Source organism: Haloprofundus marisrubri (assembly GCF_001469955.1).
Taxonomy (GTDB): domain Archaea; phylum Halobacteriota; class Halobacteria; order Halobacteriales; family Haloferacaceae; genus Haloprofundus; species Haloprofundus marisrubri.
The window spans coordinates 13,515-38,651 of record NZ_LOPU01000029.1 but is presented as its reverse complement, the minus strand read 5'-3'; the positions used below and the strand labels follow the sequence as shown (position 1 = coordinate 38,651).

General features: G+C 64.1%; 26 protein-coding genes and 1 other RNA gene. 13 read left to right on the top strand and 14 right to left on the bottom strand.

Annotated elements, in window-relative coordinates; genetic code table 11:
• Window positions 1-145 precede the first annotated feature (145 nt).
• The gene (locus AUR64_RS10675; RefSeq protein WP_058581946.1) at window positions 146-352 is read left to right on the top strand and encodes a hypothetical protein; all 207 of its coding nucleotides are present in this window, start codon (window positions 146-148) and stop codon (window positions 350-352) included.
• Window positions 353-409: 57 nt separating this feature from the next.
• Here AUR64_RS10675 and AUR64_RS10670 read toward each other — a convergent pair whose 3' ends face one another.
• From AUR64_RS10670 to AUR64_RS10655, 4 genes are all read right to left on the bottom strand, one after another.
• Complete coding sequence (locus AUR64_RS10670) at window positions 410-685, bottom strand: hypothetical protein (protein ID WP_058581945.1); 276 nt, start codon at window positions 683-685, stop codon at window positions 410-412.
• Between the two features lie 83 nt (window positions 686-768).
• Window positions 769-1,662, bottom strand: coding sequence for a hypothetical protein (locus AUR64_RS10665; RefSeq protein WP_058581944.1), 894 nt, complete (start codon window positions 1,660-1,662; stop codon window positions 769-771).
• A gap of 46 nt (window positions 1,663-1,708) precedes the next feature.
• Window positions 1,709-2,566, bottom strand: a complete 858-nt coding sequence (locus AUR64_RS10660) for a hypothetical protein (RefSeq protein ID WP_058581943.1) — start codon at window positions 2,564-2,566, stop codon at window positions 1,709-1,711.
• 46 nt (window positions 2,567-2,612) lie between these two features.
• Complete coding sequence (locus AUR64_RS10655; RefSeq protein WP_058581942.1) at window positions 2,613-3,659, bottom strand: matrixin family metalloprotease; 1,047 nt, start codon at window positions 3,657-3,659, stop codon at window positions 2,613-2,615.
• Window positions 3,660-3,793: 134 nt separating this feature from the next.
• Here AUR64_RS10655 and AUR64_RS10650 point away from each other — a divergent pair, with 134 nt between their 5' ends.
• The gene (locus tag AUR64_RS10650) at window positions 3,794-4,606 is read left to right on the top strand and encodes a type IV pilin (RefSeq protein ID WP_058581941.1); all 813 of its coding nucleotides are present in this window, start codon (window positions 3,794-3,796) and stop codon (window positions 4,604-4,606) included.
• A 58-nt stretch (window positions 4,607-4,664) separates the two neighbouring features.
• Here the strand turns inward: AUR64_RS10650 and AUR64_RS10645 are convergent, their stop codons facing one another.
• Window positions 4,665-7,436 (bottom strand): heavy metal translocating P-type ATPase, encoded by a 2,772-nt coding sequence (locus AUR64_RS10645; protein WP_082230721.1) that lies wholly within the window; start codon window positions 7,434-7,436, stop codon window positions 4,665-4,667.
• 133 nt (window positions 7,437-7,569) lie between these two features.
• Window positions 7,570-7,945, bottom strand: an RNA gene (gene rnpB, locus AUR64_RS14740) — RNase P RNA component.
• 134 nt (window positions 7,946-8,079) lie between these two features.
• On the opposite strand from rnpB, the gene AUR64_RS10640 reads away from it, so the two are divergent.
• Complete coding sequence (locus AUR64_RS10640; protein WP_058581940.1) at window positions 8,080-8,682, top strand: TIGR00296 family protein; 603 nt, start codon at window positions 8,080-8,082, stop codon at window positions 8,680-8,682.
• Window positions 8,683-8,800: 118 nt separating this feature from the next.
• On the top strand, window positions 8,801-9,058 hold the full coding sequence (locus AUR64_RS10635) for a hypothetical protein (protein WP_058581939.1): 258 nt from the start codon (window positions 8,801-8,803) through the stop codon (window positions 9,056-9,058).
• An 11-nt stretch (window positions 9,059-9,069) separates the two neighbouring features.
• Here AUR64_RS10635 and AUR64_RS10630 read toward each other — a convergent pair whose 3' ends face one another.
• On the bottom strand, window positions 9,070-10,227 hold the full coding sequence (locus AUR64_RS10630; RefSeq protein WP_058581938.1) for a nicotinate phosphoribosyltransferase: 1,158 nt from the start codon (window positions 10,225-10,227) through the stop codon (window positions 9,070-9,072).
• Window positions 10,228-10,479: 252 nt separating this feature from the next.
• Here AUR64_RS10630 and AUR64_RS10625 point away from each other — a divergent pair, with 252 nt between their 5' ends.
• Window positions 10,480-10,977, top strand: coding sequence for a universal stress protein (locus tag AUR64_RS10625; RefSeq protein ID WP_155120576.1), 498 nt, complete (start codon window positions 10,480-10,482; stop codon window positions 10,975-10,977).
• Between the two features lie 374 nt (window positions 10,978-11,351).
• Here AUR64_RS10625 and AUR64_RS20020 read toward each other — a convergent pair whose 3' ends face one another.
• The 3 genes from AUR64_RS20020 to AUR64_RS10615 all read right to left on the bottom strand — a co-directional run bounded on the left by AUR64_RS20020 (window position 11,352) and on the right by AUR64_RS10615 (window position 14,779).
• Entirely contained in the window at window positions 11,352-11,576 is a 225-nt protein-coding gene (locus tag AUR64_RS20020; protein WP_082230718.1) for a hypothetical protein, read from the bottom strand.
• Between the two features lie 186 nt (window positions 11,577-11,762).
• A complete protein-coding gene (locus tag AUR64_RS10620; RefSeq protein WP_058581936.1) occupies window positions 11,763-13,133 on the bottom strand; it encodes an Hvo_1808 family surface protein in 1,371 nt (456 codons plus the stop codon).
• 80 nt (window positions 13,134-13,213) lie between these two features.
• Window positions 13,214-14,779, bottom strand: coding sequence for an Hvo_1808 family surface protein (locus tag AUR64_RS10615; RefSeq protein ID WP_058581935.1), 1,566 nt, complete (start codon window positions 14,777-14,779; stop codon window positions 13,214-13,216).
• A gap of 146 nt (window positions 14,780-14,925) precedes the next feature.
• Between AUR64_RS10615 and AUR64_RS10610 the strand changes: the two genes are divergently transcribed.
• Together AUR64_RS10610 and AUR64_RS10605 are read left to right on the top strand one after the other, a co-directional pair.
• A complete protein-coding gene (locus tag AUR64_RS10610) occupies window positions 14,926-15,495 on the top strand; it encodes a cysteine hydrolase family protein (RefSeq protein ID WP_058581934.1) in 570 nt (189 codons plus the stop codon).
• 134 nt (window positions 15,496-15,629) lie between these two features.
• The gene (locus tag AUR64_RS10605; protein WP_058581933.1) at window positions 15,630-16,610 is read left to right on the top strand and encodes a dimethylarginine dimethylaminohydrolase family protein; all 981 of its coding nucleotides are present in this window, start codon (window positions 15,630-15,632) and stop codon (window positions 16,608-16,610) included.
• 43 nt (window positions 16,611-16,653) lie between these two features.
• On the opposite strand, the gene AUR64_RS10600 is transcribed toward AUR64_RS10605, so the two are convergent.
• The gene (locus AUR64_RS10600; protein WP_058581932.1) at window positions 16,654-17,100 is read right to left on the bottom strand and encodes a PaaI family thioesterase; all 447 of its coding nucleotides are present in this window, start codon (window positions 17,098-17,100) and stop codon (window positions 16,654-16,656) included.
• 92 nt (window positions 17,101-17,192) lie between these two features.
• On the opposite strand from AUR64_RS10600, the gene AUR64_RS10595 reads away from it, so the two are divergent.
• Complete coding sequence (locus tag AUR64_RS10595) at window positions 17,193-17,771, top strand: DUF4385 domain-containing protein (protein WP_082230715.1); 579 nt, start codon at window positions 17,193-17,195, stop codon at window positions 17,769-17,771.
• A gap of 98 nt (window positions 17,772-17,869) precedes the next feature.
• On the opposite strand, the gene AUR64_RS10590 is transcribed toward AUR64_RS10595, so the two are convergent.
• Window positions 17,870-18,781: a hypothetical protein gene (locus AUR64_RS10590; RefSeq protein WP_058581931.1), complete on the bottom strand. Its 912-nt coding sequence runs from the start codon at window positions 18,779-18,781 to the stop codon at window positions 17,870-17,872.
• Between the two features lie 125 nt (window positions 18,782-18,906).
• Between AUR64_RS10590 and AUR64_RS10585 the strand changes: the two genes are divergently transcribed.
• The gene (locus AUR64_RS10585; RefSeq protein WP_058581930.1) at window positions 18,907-19,593 is read left to right on the top strand and encodes a lipoate--protein ligase family protein; all 687 of its coding nucleotides are present in this window, start codon (window positions 18,907-18,909) and stop codon (window positions 19,591-19,593) included.
• A gap of 101 nt (window positions 19,594-19,694) precedes the next feature.
• The gene (locus AUR64_RS10580) at window positions 19,695-20,513 is read left to right on the top strand and encodes a helix-turn-helix transcriptional regulator (RefSeq protein WP_058581929.1); all 819 of its coding nucleotides are present in this window, start codon (window positions 19,695-19,697) and stop codon (window positions 20,511-20,513) included.
• 57 nt (window positions 20,514-20,570) lie between these two features.
• Here the strand turns inward: AUR64_RS10580 and AUR64_RS10575 are convergent, their stop codons facing one another.
• The gene (locus AUR64_RS10575; protein WP_058581928.1) at window positions 20,571-21,971 is read right to left on the bottom strand and encodes an FAD-binding oxidoreductase; all 1,401 of its coding nucleotides are present in this window, start codon (window positions 21,969-21,971) and stop codon (window positions 20,571-20,573) included.
• A 173-nt stretch (window positions 21,972-22,144) separates the two neighbouring features.
• On the opposite strand from AUR64_RS10575, the gene AUR64_RS10570 reads away from it, so the two are divergent.
• Window positions 22,145-23,467: a dihydroorotase gene (locus AUR64_RS10570; protein ID WP_058581927.1), complete on the top strand. Its 1,323-nt coding sequence runs from the start codon at window positions 22,145-22,147 to the stop codon at window positions 23,465-23,467.
• Between the two features lie 98 nt (window positions 23,468-23,565).
• Here AUR64_RS10570 and AUR64_RS10565 read toward each other — a convergent pair whose 3' ends face one another.
• Window positions 23,566-23,862 (bottom strand): hypothetical protein, encoded by a 297-nt coding sequence (locus AUR64_RS10565; RefSeq protein ID WP_240479601.1) that lies wholly within the window; start codon window positions 23,860-23,862, stop codon window positions 23,566-23,568.
• A gap of 164 nt (window positions 23,863-24,026) precedes the next feature.
• Here AUR64_RS10565 and AUR64_RS10560 point away from each other — a divergent pair, with 164 nt between their 5' ends.
• Window positions 24,027-24,560 carry a DUF7529 family protein gene (locus AUR64_RS10560; protein ID WP_058581925.1) on the top strand — a complete coding sequence of 178 codons (534 nt, stop codon included), beginning with the start codon at window positions 24,027-24,029 and terminating at the stop codon, window positions 24,558-24,560.
• 171 nt (window positions 24,561-24,731) lie between these two features.
• Window positions 24,732-25,136: a 30S ribosomal protein S6e gene (locus tag AUR64_RS10555; protein WP_058581924.1), complete on the top strand. Its 405-nt coding sequence runs from the start codon at window positions 24,732-24,734 to the stop codon at window positions 25,134-25,136.
• The last annotated feature ends 1 nt before the right edge of the window (window position 25,137 follow it).

The window sequence follows — 25,137 nt, the reverse complement described above, 5'->3', positions numbered from 1 at the left end:
AAGCAATCAGTTAACTGGTGTTTTTGAGAAGCCCGCAACAGAAAGCTTACAACCGATACATCGAAGCTATGGGCGTGCACGCCGAACCACAAATCACATTTCTGAGTAGAATTTCCGGGCATCCCTCGGAGGGACAAGAGAACCAGTGAGTAACGACGCGTTCACTCGTGAAGACCAGCCTCGACTCACCGGTGTCTGTCCCGTCGACGACTGCGAGGAGTCGTTCGTCGGTATTTCGGTCGCCACACTCCGAGACCACGTCGTCGACGCTCACGGCTATCTGGCGCTTCTGGAGACACCCGGACTGCATCTCGTCCCAGAACAACCGCAGACGAGAAGACGAGGCGACTGAATCGACAGCGACGACCGCACCGACACTACCGACCGCACACTTTCGTCCGTCTGGCCCCTATTCCTTCGGAATCCGGCGCACCTGAAACGGTTCGTACCCGCCGTACGCGGCTTCGAGCGCCCCCATCCACCAGTTCCACCGACTCGCGACGCTTTCGTCGGGTGCGTCCGAGAGGTTGGCGACGATTTCGTCGACAGAGAGCGGAACACCTCGGTCGGTCTCGGCCGTTCCGGTGTCGGCGAGGTCACCAGCCTGTCTGACGACGACACGGTACTCGGCGTCGCTTCCGGGAAACTCGCGGCGAAGCGCCGCGTCGAGTTCGTCGGGGTTCACGGTCGGTCGTTGGCGCGCGACTCACAAAACGCTGTGTGGCGGTCGGCAGCGAGTGAATGGAGCATCGAGGATTGGGCGTCGTGTTACGCCTGCCACGCGGCGAACAGCAACAGCGCCGCGAACAGCCCCAGAATCGACACCGCGTACGCGGAGAGTCTCGGATTCCCGATGCCGACGACGATAAACGCCGCCACCCCGAGAAAAAGCAGCCCCAACAGACCTGCCGCGATACGAACGGCGGGGTCGGAGTCGGTGTCTTCGGTGGCTGCCCGTATCTCGTCGAGTGCGGCCCGAATCGCGGGGAACGACGAAGCCGGAAACACGACGACTCGCGGCGCGTTGAGCGCCATATCGTCGAACTGCAGCCAACAGACGACGTATCGGCCGAGACGAACTGAACGATACCCCGACAGCGACGAGATGTCGTGGCGGCGCTCGCTGTCGGCGACCGGACGCCCGAGCGTCGCCGACTCGGCGTCGAGACTGCCTTCGGTGTGTCGTGCTTTGTCGACGACGTACAGTGCGACGAGTCCCACGCCGTAGGCGACGGGTAACAGCGGGTGCAGGAGTACCATCAAGAGGACGACACCGCCGACGAGCGCCGCCGCGGTCACACGCGGGAGCGAGAGTGTGTCGACACCCGGAAACAGCGATGCGACCGCCTCGCTGCCGTCGACACCGACGGCCGCCGCCAGATACAGCAACGACGCGGGGCCGCCGACGAACAACATGACGAGAAGCAACCATCCACGGTCGAGTCCGTCACTCGGGGCGTCGAGGGAGGCAAACACCACCAGCGCCGCGGCGAGTGAGAGAACCGCGACGACGAGGCCGATAAACCCGTGTCTGGCGAGGTCCGCAAGGTTGCCGTCGGGGGCAGCACGCCACTCGATGCGGCGGCCGTCACCGTCGTCGGGGCCGTCCGACGGCGGAACCGAGAGCGAAACCGACCTCCGAGGCGTCGGGGACGGAGCCATACCTTCCGTTCGTCGGGGGGTGAAATGATTGTATCGACGACAGTCGTCACCACCACGAGAGGAACAGAAACAGCGCGGCGGAAAGCGAAATCAGTACGGAGAATCCGAACGGGACGGCGTCAACGAACGCGAAGGCGACGGCGACGCCGAGAACGAACACCCCGAACCCGGCCACCACGACGCGCTCTGCCCGGCCGATGCCGCCGGCGTCGTAGCCGTCGTAGTCGCGGGCGGCGACTGCCTCCAGTTCGGCACGAACCGGTGGGAACTGGTCGACAGGAACGGCAAGGACGGTCCGCGAGGCGAACAGATGTCCGCGGCCGAAGCCGAGCCAACACCACGCGTGGCCGCCCAAACTGACCCATCGGATGTGCGATAGGCCGCGAACGTCGGACTCGTAGCGCTGGCCGTCGACGAAGTAGACGACTTCGCCGGTGGAACTGTCGACGAGACCGTGGCCGTGACGGCTGGCAGCAGCGTAGTAGGCGAGAAAGAACAGCGTAAGCCACACCACGAGTAGCGGCTCGAACGTGACGCCCGAGTAGATAACGAGCACTCCGAACGGAAGCGCCGCCAGCAGCCACGGGAGTCGGACCCAGTCGAACTTCGGCAGTTGCGCGCGCTGTTCGTCGGTGAGAAACTCCGCAGCAAGGAGAACGTAGAGAATCGACCCCGGTCCACCGACGAACAGGAGAACGAACACCGCGAGCGAGAGCGGGTCGGCAGGGTCGACGTCGAGAACGAGACTACCGAGGAGAAACAGAATCGGAAGCATGAACGCGAGGCCGGCACCGAGACCGAGATGTTTGAGTACTGGCCGGAAGTCGCGTTCGGGGTCGCCGGCCCACTCTACGGGGGTCGAACCGCCGTCGTCGGCTCCCACGTCCGTCGGGGTCGACTCCATGCCTCAGTATTAGTCGACGAGATGAAAGAAATTGCGCTCTGTTCGCTCACTCCCACCAGTTGCTGCGCCGTTCGCTGTAACCGGCGTCTTGGAACGGTTCCGGTTTGTCGGCGGGGTCCTCCGCACCGACGCCGTAGGTAGCGAACCACGCGCCGACGTGCCAGCCGATAGCGGCGCTGTCGAGGTCGACGAGCGTGATTTCGAGCTGTTCGTACCGCTCTATCGCGCTGTCGCCGTCGGGGTCCGGCCCGGACGACACCGCACACGACCCGGGGCCGTCACCGCACGCAGAGCCATCCTCGAACAGCACCTTCACGTCGGCGTCCTCCGGCGAATCGACGTACTCGAACGTCAGGTTGGCGGGGACGCTCCCGTCGGCCCCGTTCTCGTAGTACTCGAAGGCGTGGCGAATCTGCTCGCGGGCGGCCTCGGGGTCGTCGGCGCTCTCGGTGTCCGCGTAGACGGTGAAGTGCGCGTCGTCCCACGGGAAGGCCCGTTCGGTAGCGTTCGGTTGGGGTTCGGTGTACAGCACCGAGGAGGCGGCCATCACGTCCGCGGGTTCGTCGTCGTGGCCGAGTCCGAGCGTGTGACCGAGTTCGTGACGCACGACGAGTTCCGTCGACTCGTCGGAGAGACCGGTCCGAACCGAGACGGTCTCGGGGCGTTGAATCTGCCGAGCGTCGGTGATACGAGGCGCACAGCCCGCGGCGTGAGTCACGTTGTCGCAGTTCGGCACCTCGTCGACGAACTCGACGACGAGGTCCGGGTTCTCCGCGTCCGGGACGACGCGGTAGTCGACGTCGAAACCGGTGTACTCGCGGGCGTTCTCTTCCCAGTAACTCGTCGCTTGCCGGACCAGCGGGGTGAACTCGCGGCCGGGTTCACCTCGGTTCTCGACGGCGACGACGATGGGGTCGTCACCCCACGGGTTGGTTCCGGTACTGGCGGTTTCGCTCTCGTGGTCCGTCGACGTCGAAGAGCTTCCGGGAAGCGGCGCGTCCGACGACCCGCCGCCGTCGGCGAGCGAGCCGAGACACCCCGCTGTGACGACGAGCAGGGCGACGACGGCGAGCGTCGGCAGTCGAGACGACATGTCATGAGGTGCTTCGGGGGAACGTATGAGCATTGCGACCGTTCGACTGAGAGACTGGTCAGCGGAGACGAGTGGTATTAAGTCGCGGATGGACCGACGACTATCCGACAGTTCGTGAGTGTGGGAGACGCTACATGAAACTCGACCGTGGGCAGTCCGAGACAGTCGGTGTTGTCCTCCTCTTGGGAGTCGTCGTAGTGATTACCTCGGTCGGTGGCGTCGCCGTACTCGCCGCAATCGACGCGTCAACACCGGAGACGCCACCCGTCGACATCGCTATCGAGGCGACGGAGACAGATATCATTGTAACCCACGGCGGCGGCGGCACCCTCGACGGTGGGCACGTCGACGTGATACTCCAGACCGACACCGACGAACGACGCTACGAGTCCGTTTTCGAAGACGAGGTCACTCCCGGCGACGAGGTGACGCTGACACACGAGATGAGCGGGTCGCTCACCGTTCTCGTCGTCGACACCGAGAGCGACAGTGTCGTCGCGCGTGAGACGGTGGTGCTCGCGGATTCGACAGCGACGGAAACGACCGCCACACCGAGTGCGACACCGACCGAGGCACCGACGGAGACGGAGACGCCGACTGCGACATCCACGCCGGCAGAGACGCCGACGCCCACACCAGAACCGTCGCCGGCGTTCTTCGACGTTCGAATCGACGACACGAACTCGCCAGTCGGCGAGGGGGAGACGTTCGTCGTCGAAGCGACAGTCACCAACAGGGGCGAACGCGCCGACACACAGGAGGTGTCGCTCAATACGTTCGTGTGGTGGTTCCCCGCCGAGTTAGCCGGCAAAGACGTCACGCTCGAACCGGGAGAATCGACGCAGGTGACGTTCAGATACGATGTCCCACGGTGGGCCACCGGTCACTGGTGGGTGGCGGTCAGCAGCGACGACGACACCGAGTGGACGCGGGGAGAGGTTCGGTAGCGCCTGACATCGTCGAGAGGAGAGTCGAAAGTCAGCGTCCGCGGAGACGCAGTTCAGTCTAATCAGCGCGCTGTGCTTCTGTACGGACTTCGTCGGCCGCGCCGTCAGTGTCGTTCGTGTCGGCCTCAGTGTCAGCCTCGGTGGGTTCGTCCCCGCTCGTCGTGTCGCCGTCGACGACGGTGGCCTCGCTCTCGACGGCCCGCGGTTGGACGCGGGAGAGTCGCATCGCGTTGCCGGTGACGCCGACGGTCATCCCGGCGTCGCCCGCCAGCACCGCCGCCCAAATCGGGACGACGCCGAACGGGACGGCGACGGCGAGGCCGGCCTTGACGACGAGGCTGGCGACGATGTTCTGACGAATGATGCCGTTCGCGTCGCCCGCGAGTTCGTACAGATACGGGAGTTTCGAGAGGTCGTCGCTCATCAGCGCGATGTCGGCGGTTTCGAGCGCGGTGTCGGTGCCCGCCGCACCCATCGCCACGCCGACGGTCGCCGTCGCCAGTGCCGGTGCGTCGTTGATGCCGTCGCCGACCATCGCCACGTCCTCGTAGTCGGCTTCGAGTTCTTCGACGGCCGCGACTTTGTCGTCCGGCAGGAGTTCGGCGCGGAACTCGTCGACGCCCACCTGTTCGGCGATGGCGCGGGCGGTCCGCTCGTTGTCGCCGGTGAGCATCACGGTTCGCTCGACGCCGAGTTCTTTCAGGCGAGCGACCGTCGCGGCCGCGTCGGGGCGTATCTCGTCGGCGACGGCGATGACGCCTTCCAGTTCCTCCTCGGTGCCGACGAGAACGACCGTCTTCCCCTGCGACTGCAGTTCCGGGACCGTGCCGTCGAGCAGGTCAAGGCAGTTGTTGCGGTCACAGAGATGCTGGGCGGTGCGGGTGACGACACCGCCGTCGGTCGTCGCGTGGACGTGCGAGAGGTCGAACGACAGTTCCTCGAACAGACCGGGTTTGCCGGCGAAGTGCGGGGTTCCGTCGAGGTCCGCACGGACGCCTTTGCCGGTGATGCTCTCGAAGTTGTCGACCGACCGGTCGTCGACGCCGCGGCCGTTGGCCTGCGCGACGATGGCCTCGCCGATGGGGTGTTCGCTGCGTTCTTCGAGTCCGCGGGCACACCGGAGCACGTCTTCTTCGGTGTTGCCGTTGAGGGGGACGACGTCGGTTACGGTGAGTTCGCCTTTCGTGAGCGTCCCCGTCTTGTCGAAGGCGACGACCGAGACGTCGCCCATCGCTTCGAGGTGGCTCCCGCCTTTGATGAGCACGCCGTTTTTCGCGGCGCTGGTGATACCCGAGACGACCGACACGGGCGTCGAGATGACGAACGCACAGGGACACGACAGCACCAAGAGCGTCAGCCCGTAGACGACCGCCGTCGACCAACTCGTCCCGAGTACGTACGGACTGCCGAGGGTGACGAGCACCGCGAACGCGACGACGATGGGCGTGTACACGTCGGCGAAGCGTTCGACGAACTGCTCTCGCTCGGTCTGGTTCGACTGGGCGTCTTCGACCATCTCGACGATGCGCGAGAGCGTGTTCTCCGACGCCTCGGTCGTGACCCGTAGTTCGAGGTAGCCGCCCTCGTTGATGGTGCCTGCGTAGACTTCGTCGCCGGTGGTCTTGTCGACCGGCACCGACTCGCCGGTGATGGGCGCTTGGTTGACGGCGCTGTCGCCGTCGATTACCTCGCCGTCCATCGGTATCTTCTCGCCCGGGCGGACGACGACGATATCGCCGACGGCGACCTGCTCGACCGGTACCGTCTCCTCGCTCCCATCTCGTTTGACCGTCGCCTCGTCAGGCGAGAGGTCCATCAGTTCCTGCAGGGAGTTTCGAGCGCGGTTCATCGAGGCGCGTTCGAGCAGTTCGGCGATGCTGAACAGGAACGCGAGCGTCGCCGCCTCGAAGTACAGCGCTTCGTCGAACGCGAGACTGGCGGTCAACGCGCCGAGAATGGCGACCGACATCAGGAAGTCGATGTCCAAATTTCGGTTGCGCGCGGAGTAGTAGCCGTTTCGGAGGATGGCTTGGCCGCCGACGGCGACAGCGACTACGAAGAGTACGTCAGCGACGGCGAGTTCGCTGCCGAGCACCATGGCGACGACTGCGTTCTGTGCGCCGAGGACGAACTCGAAGAGGAGGCCGAGCGTGACGAACACGCCGCTGACCCACGTTTTGATGCCGCGGGAACTCGTCCAGATGCTGTCGTTCGAGGACTCGGCATCGTCGTCCGTCGTCCCGTCGTTTGCTGCGTCGACGACCTCGTAACCTGCGCTCTCGATGGCGGCGACGATATCGGCTTCGTCGAGGACGTTCGGGTCGTAGGTGGCGACGACCTGTCCGGTCGTCGGGCGGGTTTCGTATCCCGAGAGGTCGAGACGTTCGAGCGCGTTCTCGACTTTGCCCGCGCACGAAGCGCAGTCCATCGATGGGACCGAGAGCTTCACTGTGGTGTCGGAACGTTCGACGCGGTATCCCGCCTTCTGGACGCGGGCACCGATGGCCTCGGGGTTGGTCTGCTCGCCGTCGTAGCCGACGGTGAGCGTGCCGGTGGTCACCTGCGGGTCGATTTCTTCGATACCCTGCAGTGTCCGGACGCTGTTTTCGACCTTGCCCGCACACGACGGACAGTCCATCTCTGGAACCGAGAACTGTGCGACGTCGTGGGTCGGCGTCGAGGAGTTTCCAGAACTGTTCGGATACCCCTCGTCCGGAGAGCCGTCGCTGTCGGCGTCACCCTGTTCACGACTGTCCGACGACCGCGACTGGTGGTCCTGCGCGGAGCAACACCCACAGTCGTCGGTGTCGTCCGGACGCGAGTCACTCATTGAATAGTCGTAGTCGACGAAGGCTTATTAATCGAACTGCGATAATCGGGGCGTTTCTTAGTGAGAGTCTATTACGTATTCGGGTTTCAGTTAATAACTCGTGAGCGAGACGCGTCGCTCGGCGGCGAGAAGCGGCTGAGAGGAGTAAGCCCCCTTCTGTTCGTCCCGACATTCGGCTGAGCGTCCGCGTCCGTCGTCCGAACTACCGTGCGGCCGGGCGACGCACGAATCGCGCCGCATCGGCCGCGTGGCGCGGACTTGCACCGGTGAGGTTTCGCCGTTCCATCCGTTCTCGGTCGTCTCTCCTCTGTGGGTCAACTTCCCTTCCTTACGGTCGGGTTCGCGCACATCATCGGTCGGACCGAGGGGTCTCGTTTCTGTTCCAGAGCCAGCCGTCTCCGACTCCGGGCTTGCGCCCGGTCACCTGTTCGGACGGTGGGGGGACTTTCCTCATGTCCCACGGACGCGCAGAACGCACCGTGGGTCACGGAGGTCGGGCTCTCTCTGCCGAGCGAAAGTACTCTCAGGAGTCGAATAAGTCGTTCGGTCGGATTCTACGCCGTTATGCGGACATTAAAATCCGTGAGACCGACACCTTGTGTGAAGGGAAGCGTTCAAGTCAACGGCACTCCTGAATCGTTGTATGTCCGAGGCGCAGACCATACGCCTCTCCTACGAGGATGGGGCTCGGGCGGTCGAACTTGCGCGGGAGTCGGTCGAATCGTTCGTCCTGCATGGCCAGCGTGAGCAACCGGGGAGCATGCGCGATGCGTTTTATGCTCGAACCGGCGCGTTCGTACGGCTACAATCGACACGTGGACGAAGACAGCTCCGCGGTTGTGCGGGAGCTTATCGAGGCAAAGACCAACTCGGCCACGCGATAGTCGACGCCGCCATCCAAGCGGCGTCGGGCGACTCGTGTGGCTCGGAGGTCGAACCGCCGGAGCTTCCGAATCTGAACATCTCGGTCTGTATCGTCAACAACACGATTCTCACTAACGACCCCCTGTCGGACCTCGAACTCGGTACCCACGGGGTCGCCGTCGACAGCGGGGGACAACACGGCTGGCTCTACCCGACGATTCCGGTCGAAAACGGCTGGAGCGAAGAGGAGTACCTCACGCGCGTCTGCCGGAAAGCCCGCCTCTCGCCGTTCGCGTGGAAAGACGAGGACACGATGGTCACTCTCTTCGAAGGCCAAGTGTTCCGCGAGCGACCCGACGGCGGCAGCGTCCAAGAACTCTAACTCGCCGATTCCGTTCCTGTATTTTCTCGAATCCCTCCGACCCGGCCACAGCCAAACCGACTGCGTCTCGTTCTGACCTTCGACGGAGTTTTGTCGACGTTCCGAGTGCTGAAAAGCAATGGTTGAAACAGCCGTAACCAGCCCCTACTCGACGGTTCGATACTCGCTTCAGTTCCTCCCGCACGCACTCGTTTTCGCTCTCGGCTCGACGGCGGTCGGCATCGCCGTCGGGAGCGTCTTCGCGGACCTGTTCGGTGCGTGGTTTCCGATTCTGGGAGGGATTCCACAGCTCGCTTTCTTTTTCGGCGGCGTCGTGGTCTGCGTGCTCTCGACTGTCGGCATCGCCGCCGAACTCCTCGGCGAGGTCGGCGAGTAAAGCGACGAGCGCTACTCCGCGCCGAATCCGGTCTTCGCCGCGTCGGTCAGCGCGCGTTCGGCGGCCGCATCGATGTCGAACGACGGAACGACCTCGCCGCCGCGAACCAGCGGTTCCATGAGCGACTCGCTGTCGGCGGGAGCCTCGCCGCCGCGGAGACCGACGTGGTGGTGACCGTCCGCTGTCCGATACACCTCTTTGACGCCCGAGAGTTTCCCGCGCTTGGCGATGGCCTCGCCGTCGATTTCGACGATATCGAGCGCGAAGTCGACGGGCGTCGCGTTCGAGACGTAGCCGCCGACGCCGAAACCGTCGACGACGTCGCGGAGGTGTCGAAGGTCGGAAGGACCGAGACCACCGCTGACGAAGATGTCGACATCGTCGATGCCGCGGGTCTGGAGTTCCCAGCGCACTTCGCGGACGATGTGGCGGAAGTCGCCGCGGCGCGAACTCGTCGTGTCGAGGCGAACCCCCGAGAGGCGGTCGCCGAGCGCTTCGGCGGCGCGAACGACTTCGTCTTTCTCGTCCGAAAAAGTGTCACAGAGCGCGACGCGCGGTACGTCCTCGGAAACCGCCTCGTCGAACGCCTGCCACGCGTCTTCTTGTTCCCCGCGGCCGAAACAGAGAAGCAACGCGTGCGGCATCGTTCCGCTGGCTTCGCGGCCGAGCACATCGCCGGCGGCGACGTGCGAGAAGCCGTCGAGGCCACCGAGGAGCGCACTGCGTTCGACCATCGCGGCGATGGATGGGTGGACGTGGCGCGCGCCGAACGAGAGGACGTTCGACTCCGGGGCGGCGACGCGGGTTTCGAGCGCCGCGGTGGCGACGCCGGAGGCGTGCGAGAGAAAGCCCAGAAGCGAGGTCTCGTAACGCGCGAAGTCGAGGTAGTTCCCTTCGATACGCATCACGGGGCCGCCGTCGAACAGCGTCCCCTCGGGAATCGCGTCGACGCGCACGCCCAGCGGAGCTAACAGCGAGGCAGCGTCTTTCACGCCCGCGAGCACCTCGAACTCGCCGGAAGGGAACTGGTCGGCGGTGACTTCGGCGACGACGTGCGGGTTCTTCCCGGCGTGTCGGAGCGTCGTCTCGGTCCGGTCGAAGTAGGCGTCGGTGGCGCGGCCCTCGCGGATGGCCTCGGGACCGACGATGTCGAACTCGCTGTCGCTCATTACGTCGCGTTCGGACGGATGGTGCAAAAGTCACCCTGTTGTGGGTCGGACGGTGTGAAAGCGTCTGGAGCCAGAGGTAGGCTAAACTAGGTGAACTCGTCGTTCGGCGCAGACGCGATAGGACGTACCGAACAGAGAGTGCACTCCCGACGGAGCCTCCATCTGTTCGGCTGATTCATTTTTCGTTACTACCTCTTTTAAATGTCATGCTCAAAGAGAAATTAGAACAGATTATGTTCTGGATTCGCCAATTTGTCCGGAAAGGTTTTGCTGGTAGCGGCGAACATAGAGCGTATGACGTCCGGGGTTTTCGACAGAGTACTCGTCCCGATTGCCGGTCCGCATAACGCCGCGAACACTGCCCGGGTCGTCTACCACTTCGACCCTAAAGATGCGGAGGTCGTCGTCGTTCACGTCGTCGAAAAAGGTGAGGGCGTACCCGACAAGGCATCCGTCGAACAGCGCCGTGTCTTCGCCGAGAAAGCGTACGGCTCCTTTTGGGAGGTCTTCCCCGATGGCGGGCCCACCCTCCAGTTCCGCACGTTGTACGGGCGAAACGTCGGCGAAACGATTCGACGCACCGCCGAAGAGGAGAGGGCGACCGCAATCGCATTCGTTCCACGGGCAGGGAACCGCTGGGTGAGATATCTCACTGGAGATGTCACGGCAGAACTACTCAAACGGAGCGAGATACCAGTGATTGCGCTCCCGAAAGAACAGAAGAGGATAATCCTGACTCACGATGCGTGAAGAGAGATTGGAGGAATGTAGTCCTCGGTGCTAACCACGAGATGTGAGCGCTGTGGAGACGATACGAGCGTCCAGAGATACGACGTAGATGGGTTCACGGGACATCTCTGTGACAGTTGTGTGACAGCTCTGTGACAGTTGTGTGACAGCTCTGTGACAGCTCTGTGACAGCAGGAGTGAGACTCTCGTCCTCCGCCGTGCCGCTTGCGCCGCATTTGGCGCACGATAGGTGTCGTGGGGTCGAGATATTCGAGAGACCGAGAGAGACGAGAAGACGAGTCAGTCCGAACGGTGTACCGCCTCCAACTGCTTTGTCGAATCTCAATCGATGATCGGTTGTTGAAACCGTGTGCTGAAGAGAGTGTGCGAGTCGGTTAGACAGAGTCGGGGCGCTCCGGTGTATCGGTGTGGCCGGAGTTTCCACCACGGGCGAAGGTGACGCCTATGGCCGTACCGAGCGCCGAACCCAGACCAATTCCCATCCCTAACCAGAAGGGGAGGTCACCAGTAATCGCTCCGATGGCCGTTCCTATCCCAGCACCAAGTGCGTTTCCGAGCCCCAACCCGAGTGCAATCGTCCCGTTTGAATCGGATGCCATACTTTTTCTTGTCATACGTTAGCATAACCTTACCCCAGAGAGTGCGAGGGTGGCCCTACTCTACAGGCATCTAGGTACCAGAATAGCTGGTCGGTTACGGATGCTGAAGACACCCTCTCTATCCAACACGCCACTTCCGTCACGACTTGGGGCTGCTCACAGAGCCAGAGAAAACTCGAAACCGAATCACTCCGCCGAGTGAACGTCGTCCAACTGTTCCGTCGTCGGCGCGTTGACGACGGTGACCGTCGTTCCGTCCTGCGTCACGCGGAACGCGTCGCCGAACGAACTGTCGTCGGGGACGCGGTAGACGCCGTCGCCGACTTCTTCCGCACCGAGTTGCATCAGCAGCGTCGTTCGGTACGCATCCGCGAACTCACGGGCGTCTCTCTCGGTATCCCACTCGCTCTCGAAGACGTAACCGTACTCGCCGTCGTCGCTTTCGTAGGGAACGACGGCGTCACCGGCCCACCCCGCCGTCGCCGGATGTGAGTAGTTGTACGGCGAGTACTCGTCGGGGCTGTTGCGGAGGTTCTCTTGGCTGATGTAGCCGTTCTGCCAGAGCATCGCGTACAGCGACGCCTCGCCGACCGTGTCGGCGACGGGTCGGGTGTCGAAGCGCGACCACTCCTGAGTGGAACGGTCCTCGACGGTGACGTTTGCAGGTCGTTCGTCGGGGTATTTTTCAGGGTGAATTATCTGTTCGGTGCTTTCTGGTTTCGCCTCGTAGACGGCGTTGACCGCCTCCCAACCACCTTCTTCGTACAGCGTGTGGACGAACTGCGGGCCGTCAGCGTACGGCGTGTAGATGGTGAGGAAGACGCCCGGTGCGCCGTTGTTGCTGCTACTGCCGCCGCCGCTCTCCGGTCGGGGGACACAGTCCCACTCGGTTGCGCAACGCTGCTCGTACAGCGTCTCGGTGTAGCGGGCGTCACCCTCGACGATGCCGTTTCGTGCGAGTTGACCGTCTTGGGTCGCCGCGCCGCCAGTGAGTCCGAACTGCTGGTCCTGTAGCGCGTGGACGAGTTCGTGCGCCAGCGTCGTCCGGTCGATGACCGGCGTCTCGGAGTCGCTGACGATGACGATGCGGTCCTCGCTCGGCGAGTAGTACCCCAGCACGGAGCCGCCGTACACCGAGTCCATCACGTCGGAGATGTTGCGGTCCTCACCGACGAGCAGCAGCGACTCCCACACTTGGTTGTTCCACGCCTGATACTCGGGGTCGCCGCCGCCACCGCCTCGCTGCTGTTGATACTCCTGGCGGGTGATGACCTCGACGGGAACCGGTTCTTCGAACTCCAACTGTCGGACCAACTCGACGCGGGCCATCGTTCGGGCGACGAACGCCTCGCGTTCGGACTCGTTCAACCCGTCGGACTGGTCGATAGAAAGCGGGTCGTCGGCGGCGTAACCGTTCTCCCACCCGAGGCGGTCCTCGCCGTCGGTTTGGCCGAATCCGTCGAACCCGCCGTCGAACGGTGACCCGTCCGTCAACGGCGCGGTGCACCCGGCGAGGACCAGACAGACGACGAGTGCGAGCGTGATGCGCGTGTACACACCTCTATCTTGGAGTGTGGCGCGAAAAGCGTTCCCACGCGGGATGCAGTAACCGCCGGTTCGGAAGTCGACGAGGCGACTTACGCCGTCGAGCGGACTTCCGACAGTTGCTCTACGGTCGGTGCGTTGACGATGTAGACGGTGTCGCCGTTCTGGACGACGCGGAACGAGTCGGCGAAGCCGTTGTCACCTTCGGCGATGCGGTAGACGGTTCCGGGGCCGGAAGCTCCCTGTACTTCCTCTGCGCTACGGAACTGCAGAACCCGTTCGTAGCCGTTCAGGAACTGGTTTGCCTCCGAAGAGTTGTCCCAGACGAGTTTCCAGACGTAGCCCGTCTCACCCGCGTCGTTCTGGTAGGCGACGAAGCGGTCACCGCGGAAGCCGTCGGTGTACGGATGGTCGTAGTTGAACGGGTCGAACTGCTCGATTTCGCCGCTCTCGTTCAGGTTGTACCACTGTCGGGCGGGGATTATCTGCGTCTGTCCCTGCGTCTCGTACAGCGGGTAAACGAGCATCGCGTTCACGCCCGCTTCACCGAGTTCGCCGTAGTTCGGCCGCCCCTCCGGTTCGAGTTGCTGCCACGTGCCGCTCGTCCGGTCGGTCACCGTCGGTTCGACCGGCGTGTCGTTCGGATATCGGTTGGGGTGGATGGTCTGTTCGGTGCTCGCCGGTGGATTCTCGTAGGCCGCGTTGACTGCTTCCCAACCGCCGCGTTCGCGGAGTTGACGGACGAACGCCGGACCGTCGCTGTACGGTTGGTACTGGATGAGGTACGGGCCGTAGTTGGCGAGGCCGCCGCCACCGCCGCTGCGAGCGCTGTCTTCGAGACAGTTCCACTCGGCGTTACAGCGTTGTTCGTAGAGCCAGTCGACGTAGTTGCCGTCGCCCTCGACGATGCCGTCGACGGCGTTGTGTTTCTCGCGCGTCGACTGGTTGTAGCGAGTCAGGTCGAACTGCTGGTCTTGCAGCGCGTGGAACAGCTCTTGGGCGAGCGTCACCTCGTTGAGTTTCGGCGAGGTGGTGTTCTCGCTCACGACGACGATTTGTCGGTCGGCGGGGCTGTAGTAGCCACCGACGGACGCGCCGGTGTTGGTGTTCTGGACGGCGATGGAGTCCGTCGACTCGTTTATCATGAACAGCGCCTCGAACTTCGCGTTGTCGAACGCGCGGCGCTGCGGCGGGTAGTTCGCGCTGCTTCCGGTCGACTGGTTGCGGAACTCCGCCCGCGAGATGACCTCGACGGGGACCGAACCCTCGAACTCCAGTTGTCGAACGTGCTCGACGCGGGCCATCGAGCGGTTGACCACCGCGTCGAGTTCGGACTCGTTGAGGCCGTCGGACTGGTCGACGGTCAGCGTCTCGTTGTACCAGTAGCCGCCTTCCCAACCGAGTCTGTCGGTGTCTGGGTCCGGCGGTGATTGCGCCATCGCATCGGAGGCGGGCGCGTCACCGGCCGGTGGGGCGTCGTCGGTGGAGTCACCAGTCGAATCGGTACCGTCGGTCGTATCCGTCGGGGACGAAACGTCGTCCGCGGCGTCGGTTCCGGCGGCTGTCGAGTCCGGCGCGGGGGTGTCCGACCCCACGAAGCCGGCACACCCCGAAAGCACCATCAGCGCGGCAACCGCCACCGCGAGTGTACGTCGCATACTCACACAACGGCTTCGAGTGTGAAAAGCGGTCGGCCGGGCGTCACTGTCTGCGACGCCGTAGGACACCCAACGGCCGACTGGCAGCGGTGGCCGTACTACGCCCCTCACCAAACGATTTACTCGCCGCGACCGGAGCAACGAGTATGTACGACCCTAACCGAACCGCCGTTATCGTCGTCGACATGCAGAACGGCTTCTGTCACACCGATGGAAGCCTCTACGCCCCGGCCAGCGAGGACGCCATCGACCCGGCGTCGACGCTCGTCGACCGCGCGCACGACGCCGGCGCGCACGTCGTCTACACCCGCGACGTCCACCCACCCGAACAGTTCGAGAAGAACCAATACTACGACGAGTTCGACCGCTGGGGCGAACACGTCGTCGAGGGCACGTGGGAGACCGAACTCGTCTCCGAACTCGACGTACGCGAAAACGACCACGTCGTCACCAAACACACCTACGACGCGTTCTACCAGACGGAGTTGGAGGGGTGGCTGAACGCCCACGGCGTGAAGGACTTGCTCATCTGTGGAACGCTGGCGAACGTCTGTGTACTCCACACCGCCGGCAGCGCCGGCCTCCGCGATTTCCGTCCGGTACTCGTGACCGACGCAATCGGCCACATCGAGGAAGCACACAAGGAGTACGCCGTCGACCACGCCGACTGGCTGTTCGGCGAGACGACGACGCTCGGCGAAGTGACCTTTGTCTGATTGACAAAGACCAATTCAAAGGCTTATTTTTGTGTAAATATTGAGTTTTATTCGGTTACTAGCACGACAATCAATGAAGAATAGTCTGCTTTTTGGGGAAGGATTTACAATCAGATGGGTTGAAGGCTGTTACCATGGCAATCGATTCCCGCGACGTGACGCAGGTCGGCCGTGTGTACGACACGGCGCGCGTACTCGACTTCGACCTCGAATCTATCCCCTCCCGACAGGACCACGAGACCGTTTTGCTCGTCAGTCCGCAGTACTTCGACGTTCGCTACCACATCAACCCGTACATGGGCGGTGAGGTCGACGGCACGGCGGCGACCGAACAGTGGGAAACGCTCCAAGAAGCGTACGAGGAGTACGCGTCACGGGTACTCGTCTTCGACCCCGACGAGGTATGGGCGTCGCTATCGACCGAACGCAAGACGCTCCCGCCGGAAGGCCTGCCGGATATGGTGTTCTGCGCGAACCACGGGGTAGCGACGCCCGACGGTGACGGCGTCGTTCTCGCGGCGATGTCGAACGCGGAGCGAGTCGACGAACCGACGTACTTCGGCGCGTGGTGTCAGGAGAACGGCTACCGGACGATGTCGCTCGCACCGGGGACGCGCTTCGAGGGCGGCGGCGACGCCATCTGGCACCCCGGCCGTGAACTGCTGTGGGGTGGCTACGGCATCCGCAGCGACAAGCGCGCGTACGACGAGATAGCCGACCGACTCGGCGTCCGCGTCGTGACGCTCGAACTCACCGACGAGAACTACTACCACCTCGACGTCTGTTTCGCCCCGCTGGACGAGGAGACCGTGCTGATTCAGTCTGAGGCATTTACCGACGAGGGATTGGCGACGATTCATGCGCTGTTCGAGACGGTCATCGACGCCCCCGTCGACGAGTCGACCGGCGGGTTGGCGTGTAACCTCCACTCCGTCGACGGCGAACGCGTGATTATGAGCCGCGGCAACCCGAAGACCGCCGCGCTGTTAGAGGCACACGGCTACGAGACGACAGCGGTCTGCACCGACGAGTTCCAGAAGGCCGGCGGGTCGGTTCGCTGTCTCACCTTGTCACTGGGCGACGGGAGTCGGCCGGGGTATCTGAACGGCCGGTAGGAACGCAGCTATCGGTACAGCCGAGAGAGAAAGAGAAACGCGATTATCTAAAGATTCGATACGCGGCCTGTCCGGTGGCGACGGCTTCGGTACCGCCATCGGGAGTCGGACTCTCGACGGTGATGTCGCTGACGCCGATACTGCCGCCGGTTCGGATGACCTCCGCTGTTGCCGTCAGGTCGCCGGACGCGCGGCGCAGGTAGTTGACGTTGAGGTTCACCGTGGCGACGCCGCCCTGCGTCGGGTCGTCGAACGTCGACCGCTGAGCGATGCCGCCAGCGGTGTCGATGAGCGTCGCGGCGACGCCGCCGTGGATGGTCGGCGGTGACGTGGTGTTCGTGAGTTTCTCGTCGTACGGAATCGACATCACGACGCGCCCGCGTTCGAGGCTGTCGACACCCGTGTTCAGCCACGAGAGGTAGCCGTGTTCCTGTTCGATGAACTGCTGGAGCACGGCGGCAGCCTCCTGAAAGGAGTCCGAGTCGTCCATGGTCGTTCTCTCCCGCCGAACGGTTTGTAGCCGCCGGTTTCGGAACCACGGCGCGACGGTGGAGTAATACGGGTGCACGATGTATGAGGCACATGGACTCAACGTCGGGCGGAAGTCGGGCGGACGACGAGTCGGAGGCGGACAGGCCGGACAGCACCGAGAACACCGACAGCACCGAATCGGCGACCAACGACGACGCGGCGTCCGCCAACGACGCGTCCGAGACGACGAACAGTGGCCCGGAGTACGAGACGAACTTCCGGGACCACCCCGAGTGCTACTCGGTGGGCCGTGGCGAGGAAGGCGTGTTCAAAGTCCAACCGTACAAGGACGAACTCCTCCAGTTGTGGAGTTACACCGACCGCGCCTCGGCCGACGGGTCCGGCGAAGCCATCTACAACCGCTTTCTCGACTACCGTGACCGAGACGACTTCGTCGGGATGGATATGGCCCGCAAGTATCTCCAGATGGGCTACACCCGCGCGATGCGCTACGCGCGCTACCCCGGCGGCAAGAAGTACGACGACGACGGCAAGGAGTGCGAACCGCAGCACTGGGCCGACGACGACAAGCGCGAGGCGGCCCTCGTCTACGAAGCGTGGTGGCAGAAAGTCGAGGCCGACGAGACGTACACCGAGCGGAAGCAACACCACCGCGAAAAACACGGCTGAAGCGGCGAACAGCGGCAAATCGTGCCCGACGAAGCGACTGAGACCCGTCACCTGACCGAGTCCACTCTTTTCGATGCTCCGCTCACCGACTCACCGCCTCATCCGAGTCGAATCGGGTCGTCGCTCGCCGTGAGTTCGACGCGAACCGCGTCGCCGAGGGCGAACTCGTGGCCCTCGTGGAAGACGAGTTTCGCGCCGAACCGCGAATCCTGCGCCGCGAACAACGAGAGACCGGTCGCTCGCTCGCCGTTGGCGACGACGTCGAACGACTCCCAGTGTACGTCGCGTCCGCTCACCGACCCGACCGGAAACTCCAGAAACGAGAGCGGTGCATCTGTCGTCGCCACCTCGTCACCACCGGGCGACGAGAGAACGCCGCCGCCCGTGTAGTGGGCCACTCCCCCGTCGAGCACACGGCCGTCGTCGGCGGCGATACCCGCGAAATATCGGCCGGGTTCGGGGTGCGACGGCGAGTCCAGCAGTGCGTGCGTTTCGCCCACGCCGACGACGGTTCCAGTTCCGTCCCATGCGAGTGGTTCCACTGGCACGTCGAGCGCGAGCGGTAGCGACCCGCCCGCGCGGTAGGCGTTCTGGTCGGCGCGGCGGAAGCCGAGGTGGACGTGATTGTCGACCCACTGCCCGAAGAATCCCGACCGGACCATCTCGCCGAGCGACTCGCCGACCTCGACGTAGTCGCCCGGTTCGACCGCCGGGTCGACGTGGAGAACGCGGGCGACGTAGTCGGACTCCGGGTCGTCGAACCGGACCCCCGGCGAGTTCGCTTCGTCGACCGAAATCAGGATGAGGTGGTCTTCTTCGACGGCGTACGGCTTCGGCGGTGCACGAACCGATTTCGTATCCAATACTTCGCCCGAAACCGGCGACAGACCGTCGTTCGTCTCGGGGTAGAAGTCGACGGCGCACCCGGTGTCGTGGGCGGGATACGGCGAGTTGTACAGCGAGAAGCGCCGGTAGCGCTCGGCGACGGACGAAGAGAGCGTAACCGCCATTGTAGAGTGGTAGGAGTCCGAGGCAATAGCCCCGTCGAACCCCGCAGTTCGAGATGCGAGACTCGAAGTGCGAAGGTGATAGCCGAGGCGGTTAGGTTAGGTACGGCGAGTGCGCAGAGGGCAGTATGCGAGTCGTACGTGGGAGAGCGAGCGACCGGGACGCAGACCGCGAGGTGACGGCGACGTTGCTCGAAGACGTCGCCGAGACGGGCGTACCCGCGCTGCGCGTCTGGTCGCCAGCGCGCCAGATGGCGTTCGGACGACGCGACACCCGCGCCGACGGCTACGATGCCGCCCGCGAAGCGGCCGAGGAACGCGGCTATCCCGCCATCGAACGGAGCGTCGGCGGCCGGGCCGTCGCCTACACGGGGACGACGCTCGCGTTCGCACACGCGCGGCCGGTCGAAGACATGCGCCGCGGGTTGGACGAGCGGTACGACGACGCGGTGGCGACGGTGATTCGCGGACTCGAAACGGTGGGGGTCGACGCCGAACGCGGCGAACCACCCGACTCGTTCTGCCCCGGTGCGCACTCGGTGCAGTCCGCGGGAAAAATCGCGGGTATCGCCCAGCGCGTCCGCAAGGGTGCGGCGCTCGTCTCCGGGTGCGTGCTCGTCGCCGACCACGAGGAAATTTCGGGAGTATTAGAACCGGTGTACGAGGCACTCTCGGTTCCGTTCGACCCCGGTTCGGTCGGCAGCGTCGCGCGCGCCGGCGGCGACGGCGACGCCGAGACGGTCGCACGAGCGCTGGAGTCGGCGTTCGTCGACGGCCGCGAGCGAACGGTCGAACAGCTCTCGGACGTGTCGTAGCCGGAGTTCTTCACTGACCGGGGCCGAAGGCAGTCGCGTCTCTGAAAGTCGCCATCGCCGACGGATACGAACGTTATTCCGGTGCAATGCGTACTGTTACCATGTCGAATCGCCTCGACGATATCGAGTTTCTCGCACGGTCGGAGCACCGCGTGCTCGCACTCGAAGCGCTCGTTCGAGGTCCGCGCAGTCGACGCGAACTCTTGGAAGCGACCGAGGCTTCGTCGTCGACGGTCGGTCGCGTGCTCGGTGATTTCGACGAGCGACAGTGGGTCGTCCGCGACGGCCGACGGTACGAACTCACCTCCTTAGGACGGTTCATCGCCGACCGATTTCTCGGCCTCGTCGACGCGATGGCGATGGAACGGAAGTTACGAGACGTCTGGCCGGTCGTCCCGGGCGAGCTACGAGAGTTTTCGGTCGACCAGTTCACCGACGCCGTCGTCTCGTACCCCGGACCGGGATATCCGTACGAACCGGTCGAGCGAGTCGGCGAGTTGATAGACGAAACCGACAGGCTGCGTGGATTCGGAACGACCATCTTGAAAACGCGGAACGTGGAGACGGTCCAGCACAACCTGCTCGCAGGGATGGAGATGGAGTACATCTACTCGCCACGGGTTCTCGAATCCGTGGTGTCGTCGTATCCGGAACAGGCCGCCGAAGCGCTCGGGAATCGAAACTGTACGGTGCTCGTCCACGAGAACCTGCCCGACGAGGACCGATGCGGGGTGAGTCTGTTCGACGAGAGAGTCTGTATCTGCTGTCTCGACCCGGACACTGGGCTGCTTCACGCCGTCGTCGACACGGACGCACCCGACGTTCGCGCGTGGGCGGAGTCGCTGTACGAACAGTATCGAACGGAGGCAGAGCCACTCGAAGCGAGACCGCAGACGCCACTGAGCGACAGAGTCGCCTGAACGCGGAAAGCGCCGAATCGGTGCGGAGAAGAAACGAAGAAACGACCGAGAGGGCGTTTACGCCGACGGTTCGACGTTCTGGTTCATCGAGAACACGTTGTCGGGGTCGTAGCGAGCTTTGAGTTCGGTCAGTCGCTCGTAGTTCTCGCGGTAGGCAGCGCGCTCCTCGCCCACGTCTTCGGGGATGAAGTTGACGTAGACGCCGCCGGTCGCGTGCGGTTTCATCGCCTCGTGGAGGTCACGCGCCCACTCGATGCACATCTCGTCCTGTTCGGGCTCTTCCCACCGCGTGTGGAGGTTCATCAGGAACTCCGCGTCTCGGTGCGGATACGCCGTCGCGTCGACCGGAACCCGGTTTGTCGCCCCGCCGAGTTGGGCGACGGCGATTTCGGTGTGCGGCGTCGGAATCGTCTCCGCGTACTCCACGAACGTCGAAATCATCCCGTCGGTCATCTCCTCGAAGTTGTGCGACTTCCAGTAGTTGCGCGCACCGGGTGCGAGCAGCGGGTCGAACGCCCCCTGCCACTCGGCGTACTGGTGCGGTCCGATGGCGTCGGCGATCGGGTCGCCGAGGTCACGGAACGGTTCGAGCGCTCTCTCGCCCTCGTCGAGTCCGCCGTGGTAGTACGCCGCGAAGATGAGCACCTTCTCGCCGTGCCACTCCTCGGGGATGATGGGAAGCGGCGGCGCGTGACGGATGACGAACCAGACGGTCACCTCGTCGGGCGCGTCGGCGGCGAGTTCGCGGTACTCGTGAATCCGGTCGGACGCGTCTTCGAGCGGATGGACGATAACCCCCGAGAGAATTTCGGGACCGACTTCGTGGAGGTCGAACTCGAAGGAGGTGACGATGCCGAAGTTTCCGCCGCCGCCGCGGATACCCCAGAAGAGGTCCGGATTCTCGTCTTCGCTCGCGTGACGGAGTCTGACGTCGGCGGTGACGACGTCCGCCGCGCGGAGGTTGTCGAGCGTTAGTCCGAACTTCCGCGAGAGCCATCCGAACCCGCCGCCGAGCGTCAATCCGGCGATACCGGTCGTGGAGTTGTAACCCACGGGCGTGGCGAGACCGAACATCTGGGCTTCGTGGTCGAAGTCCGCGAGCGTCGCGCCGGGGCCGACGCGGGCGATTTTCCGCTCGGGGTCGATGCGAACCGACGACATCGGAGAGAGGTCTATCATCATCCCGTCGTCGCAGACGGCGTTGCCGGCGATGTTGTGGCCGCCGCCGCGAACCGATATTTCGAGGTCGTTGTCGCGCGCGAACGCCAGCGACGTCATCACGTCGGCGGTGCCCGCGCACTGGGCGATAATCGCCGGGTATCGGTCTATCATCGCGTTCCAAATCGTCCGGGCGTCGTCGTAGCCCTCGTCAGTCGGGTGAAGCGCGTCGCCTCGAAGTTTCGACCCGAGAGTCTCGACGGTTTCGGTATCTAGTACTTGTTCTGCGTGTTTCGACATGGTACAACACCGTAAACCGGTACATCGCCCAGAATCATCTAGGCACGCCGTGAAATATTGCACGTGCTGAAACGGGCGAGTGTCGTCGGTCGCTCGACGGGAAGGCAGCGAACAGGAAGACGGGACCGTCACGGTTTACCATCCCGCCCGCCGACAGTCGGACGACTCAGACGATGCTCATCACACACGCACGCCTCGCAGACGGCCGCGACGTCGACGTCCGTATCGACGGCGAGTCCATCGCCGCAGTCGAACCTGCCGGTTCTCTCTCCGCAGACGGCGACGAACGCGAACTCGACGCCGACGGCCGCCTCCTTCTGCCCGGTGCAATCGACGCCCACGTCCACTTCCGCGAACCCGGCTACTCGCACAAGGAGACGTGGGAGACGGGGTCGAAGAGCGCCGCCGCCGGCGGCGTCACCACCGTCGTCGACCAACCGAACACGAGTCCGCCGACAGTCGACGGCGACGCGTTCGACGAGAAGGTCGAACTGGCAAAGAAATCGCTCGTCGACTACGGTATCAGCGGCGGCGTCACGGAGTCGTGGGACCCCGACTCGCTGTTCGAACGGCCGCTGTTCGCCCTCGGCGAGGTGTTTCTCGCCGACTCGACCGGCGACATGGGTATCGACGCCGACCTCTTTTCGGACGCCGTCGCCCGCGCCGCCGACGCCGGTGTGACCGTGAGCGTCCACGCCGAAGACGCCGAGTTGTTCGACGAAAGTGCGAGAGACCGGGATGCAGGAGGGGACGGCCGCGACGCCGACGCCGGCCTGTGGAGCGCGTTCCGGACCGCCGGGGCAGAGGCCGCCGCAGTCGAACGCGCACTGGAGGTAGGCGCGGAGTCAGCCGCGTCGATTCACATCGCACACACGAGCACGCCCGAAGGCGTCGACGCCGCGAGCGAGGCGGGTGCGACCTGCGAGGTGACGCCGCACCACCTCCTCCTGTCGCGCGAGAACCTCGACGAACTGGGGACGTACGGGCGGATGAACCCGCCACTCAGAAGCGAGGAGCGCCGGGAAGCCATCTATGAACGCGTCGCCGACGGCACCGTCGACATCGTCGCAACCGACCACGCGCCGCACACCCGCGAGGAGAAGGAGACCGACCTCTGGAACGCACCAAGCGGCGTGCCGGGCGTCGAGACGATGCTTCCGCTTCTGCTTAACGAGGCCCGTGAAGGTCGACTAACGTACGAACGCGTCCGCGACCTCACCGCTGCGAACCCCGCGTGCATCTTCGACCTGCCGCAGAAGGGACGGGTCGACGCAGGGAGAGACGCCGATTTGGTGCTCGTCGACACCGGGAAGTCGAGGGCGATTCGCGGCGACGACCTCCACGGCAACTGCGAGTGGACGCCGTTCGAGGACTTTGCGGGCGTGTTCCCGGACGTGACGCTACGTCGCGGAGACGTCGTCTACGACCCGGCGGGTGAGACGGGGGCGATTTCCGGAGTTTTCGGCGACGCTGACGGTGCGAACGTCAGAACGTAGCTCTCAAGAAAAGCCGCAACCGGAGTTTTCCGGCCGTACTCCGGGAGTTCGTGTCAGTCGACAGCGGTCGCTGGTCGGAATCGGTCGGTTAGAAAGCGTTACTCCAGAACGCGGCTCAGGAGGCCCTGACTCTCAGGGTTGACGACGACCGAGTCGTCGAGTCGGTCGCTCATCGCTTTCTGACGCATGTAGCTTGCGAACGCGAGGAACGTCGGCGGCCAGAGTCCGATGAAGATGCCGCGCGTCTTGTTGCCTCGGACGTAGAACTGATACCACGACAGCGCCACGGCGAGCGCGGACGCGATGAGCGCGACGTCGGCACCGGACTCCTCCGTCTCGGCCATCGAGTCGGACTGCCGTGACCGCTGATTCTGTGATTGCCCTAAAATCGACATTGCACAGGAAACGGCCACGACCAGCGGTATGATTGTTGTGCCTAATAAATTGATGAAAACAAGTCGCCGAGTCGGAGACTCGTCGGGTGAGGTCTGTCGTCAACAGCGGAGTCACGGCGTCGCCGAAACGAAGTTTTTTGGCTTCGCTCCGGTACGGCGCAGGTATGGACGACCATCCGCTCGCGGGCAAGGAGACGGCGTGGGAAGCCGTCGTCGACGACATGGAGGCGACCGCCGAAGCGTATCGAGAGGAAGGCTGGGAGACGACGGAACTGCATCCCGGCGACGTACTCCCGTTGACGGGCGTCGACATCGGCATCGACGCGGGCGAGGAGTTCGACGACGGGCAGGGCGACACCACCCAGACCGCCGCCGACGACGGATGGAGCGGACTCGACGTGCTCCTACCGGGTAACGAGTTCACCGCCGTCGAATCGGTCGTCGAAACGTCGAGGTTCGACGAGTCGGAAGTGCTTCGCACGCAGGAGGACGGCGTCGTCCTCGCCGTCGTCGTGATGAAAGCCGCCGCGCAGAAGCAAGCCGTCTTCGTCCCGCTGTACTACGATATCGCCGACATCGCGGGCGTGGCCAACGCCGCCCGAAGCGCCGGGCGCTTGGAACTGGCGCTTCGGCCGCTGTCGAACGACCAGCGGGTGCTGTTCGCGCTCGACGACCCCGAACTGCTACTGCCCGAGTGAGCAGCGCAGAACTGAGTCCGAGCGAACCACGAGCGAGAACCGAGTGAAGACGGTGCGGGAACTGCGCGACTCGTTCACACCCCGAAACACCCGACAACGGCGGGAAGGGGCCGCGAGCATCCGGCGACGCCTTTCGACGTTCTTTTTATCCGCGACCGTTTCGTACCCCGTATGGCAGATTTCAAAGTCGTCGTCGCCGACCCCGAAGACGGCTCGACGCACCAGTTCGACGTAGACGGACAGGACGCGAACCGATTCCTCGGCCGAGACCTCGGTGACGAGGTCGACGGCAACGCCGTCGGTCTCAGCGGCTTCACCCTCGAACTCACCGGTGGCTCCGACAAAGCCGGCCGTCCGATGCGCAAAGACGTCGCCGGCCCGAACCTCAAGTCGCTGCTGCTCGAAGGCGGCGTCGGTTACAACCCCTCCCGCGACGGCGAACGCAAGCGCATCAGCGTCCGCGGCCGCGAAATCAGCGAGGAAGTCGTCCAAATCAACGCCAAAGTCGTCGACGGCGGCAGTGTCGCCGACGCACTCGGCGGTGACGAGGAAGACGGCGACGAAGACGACGAGTAAT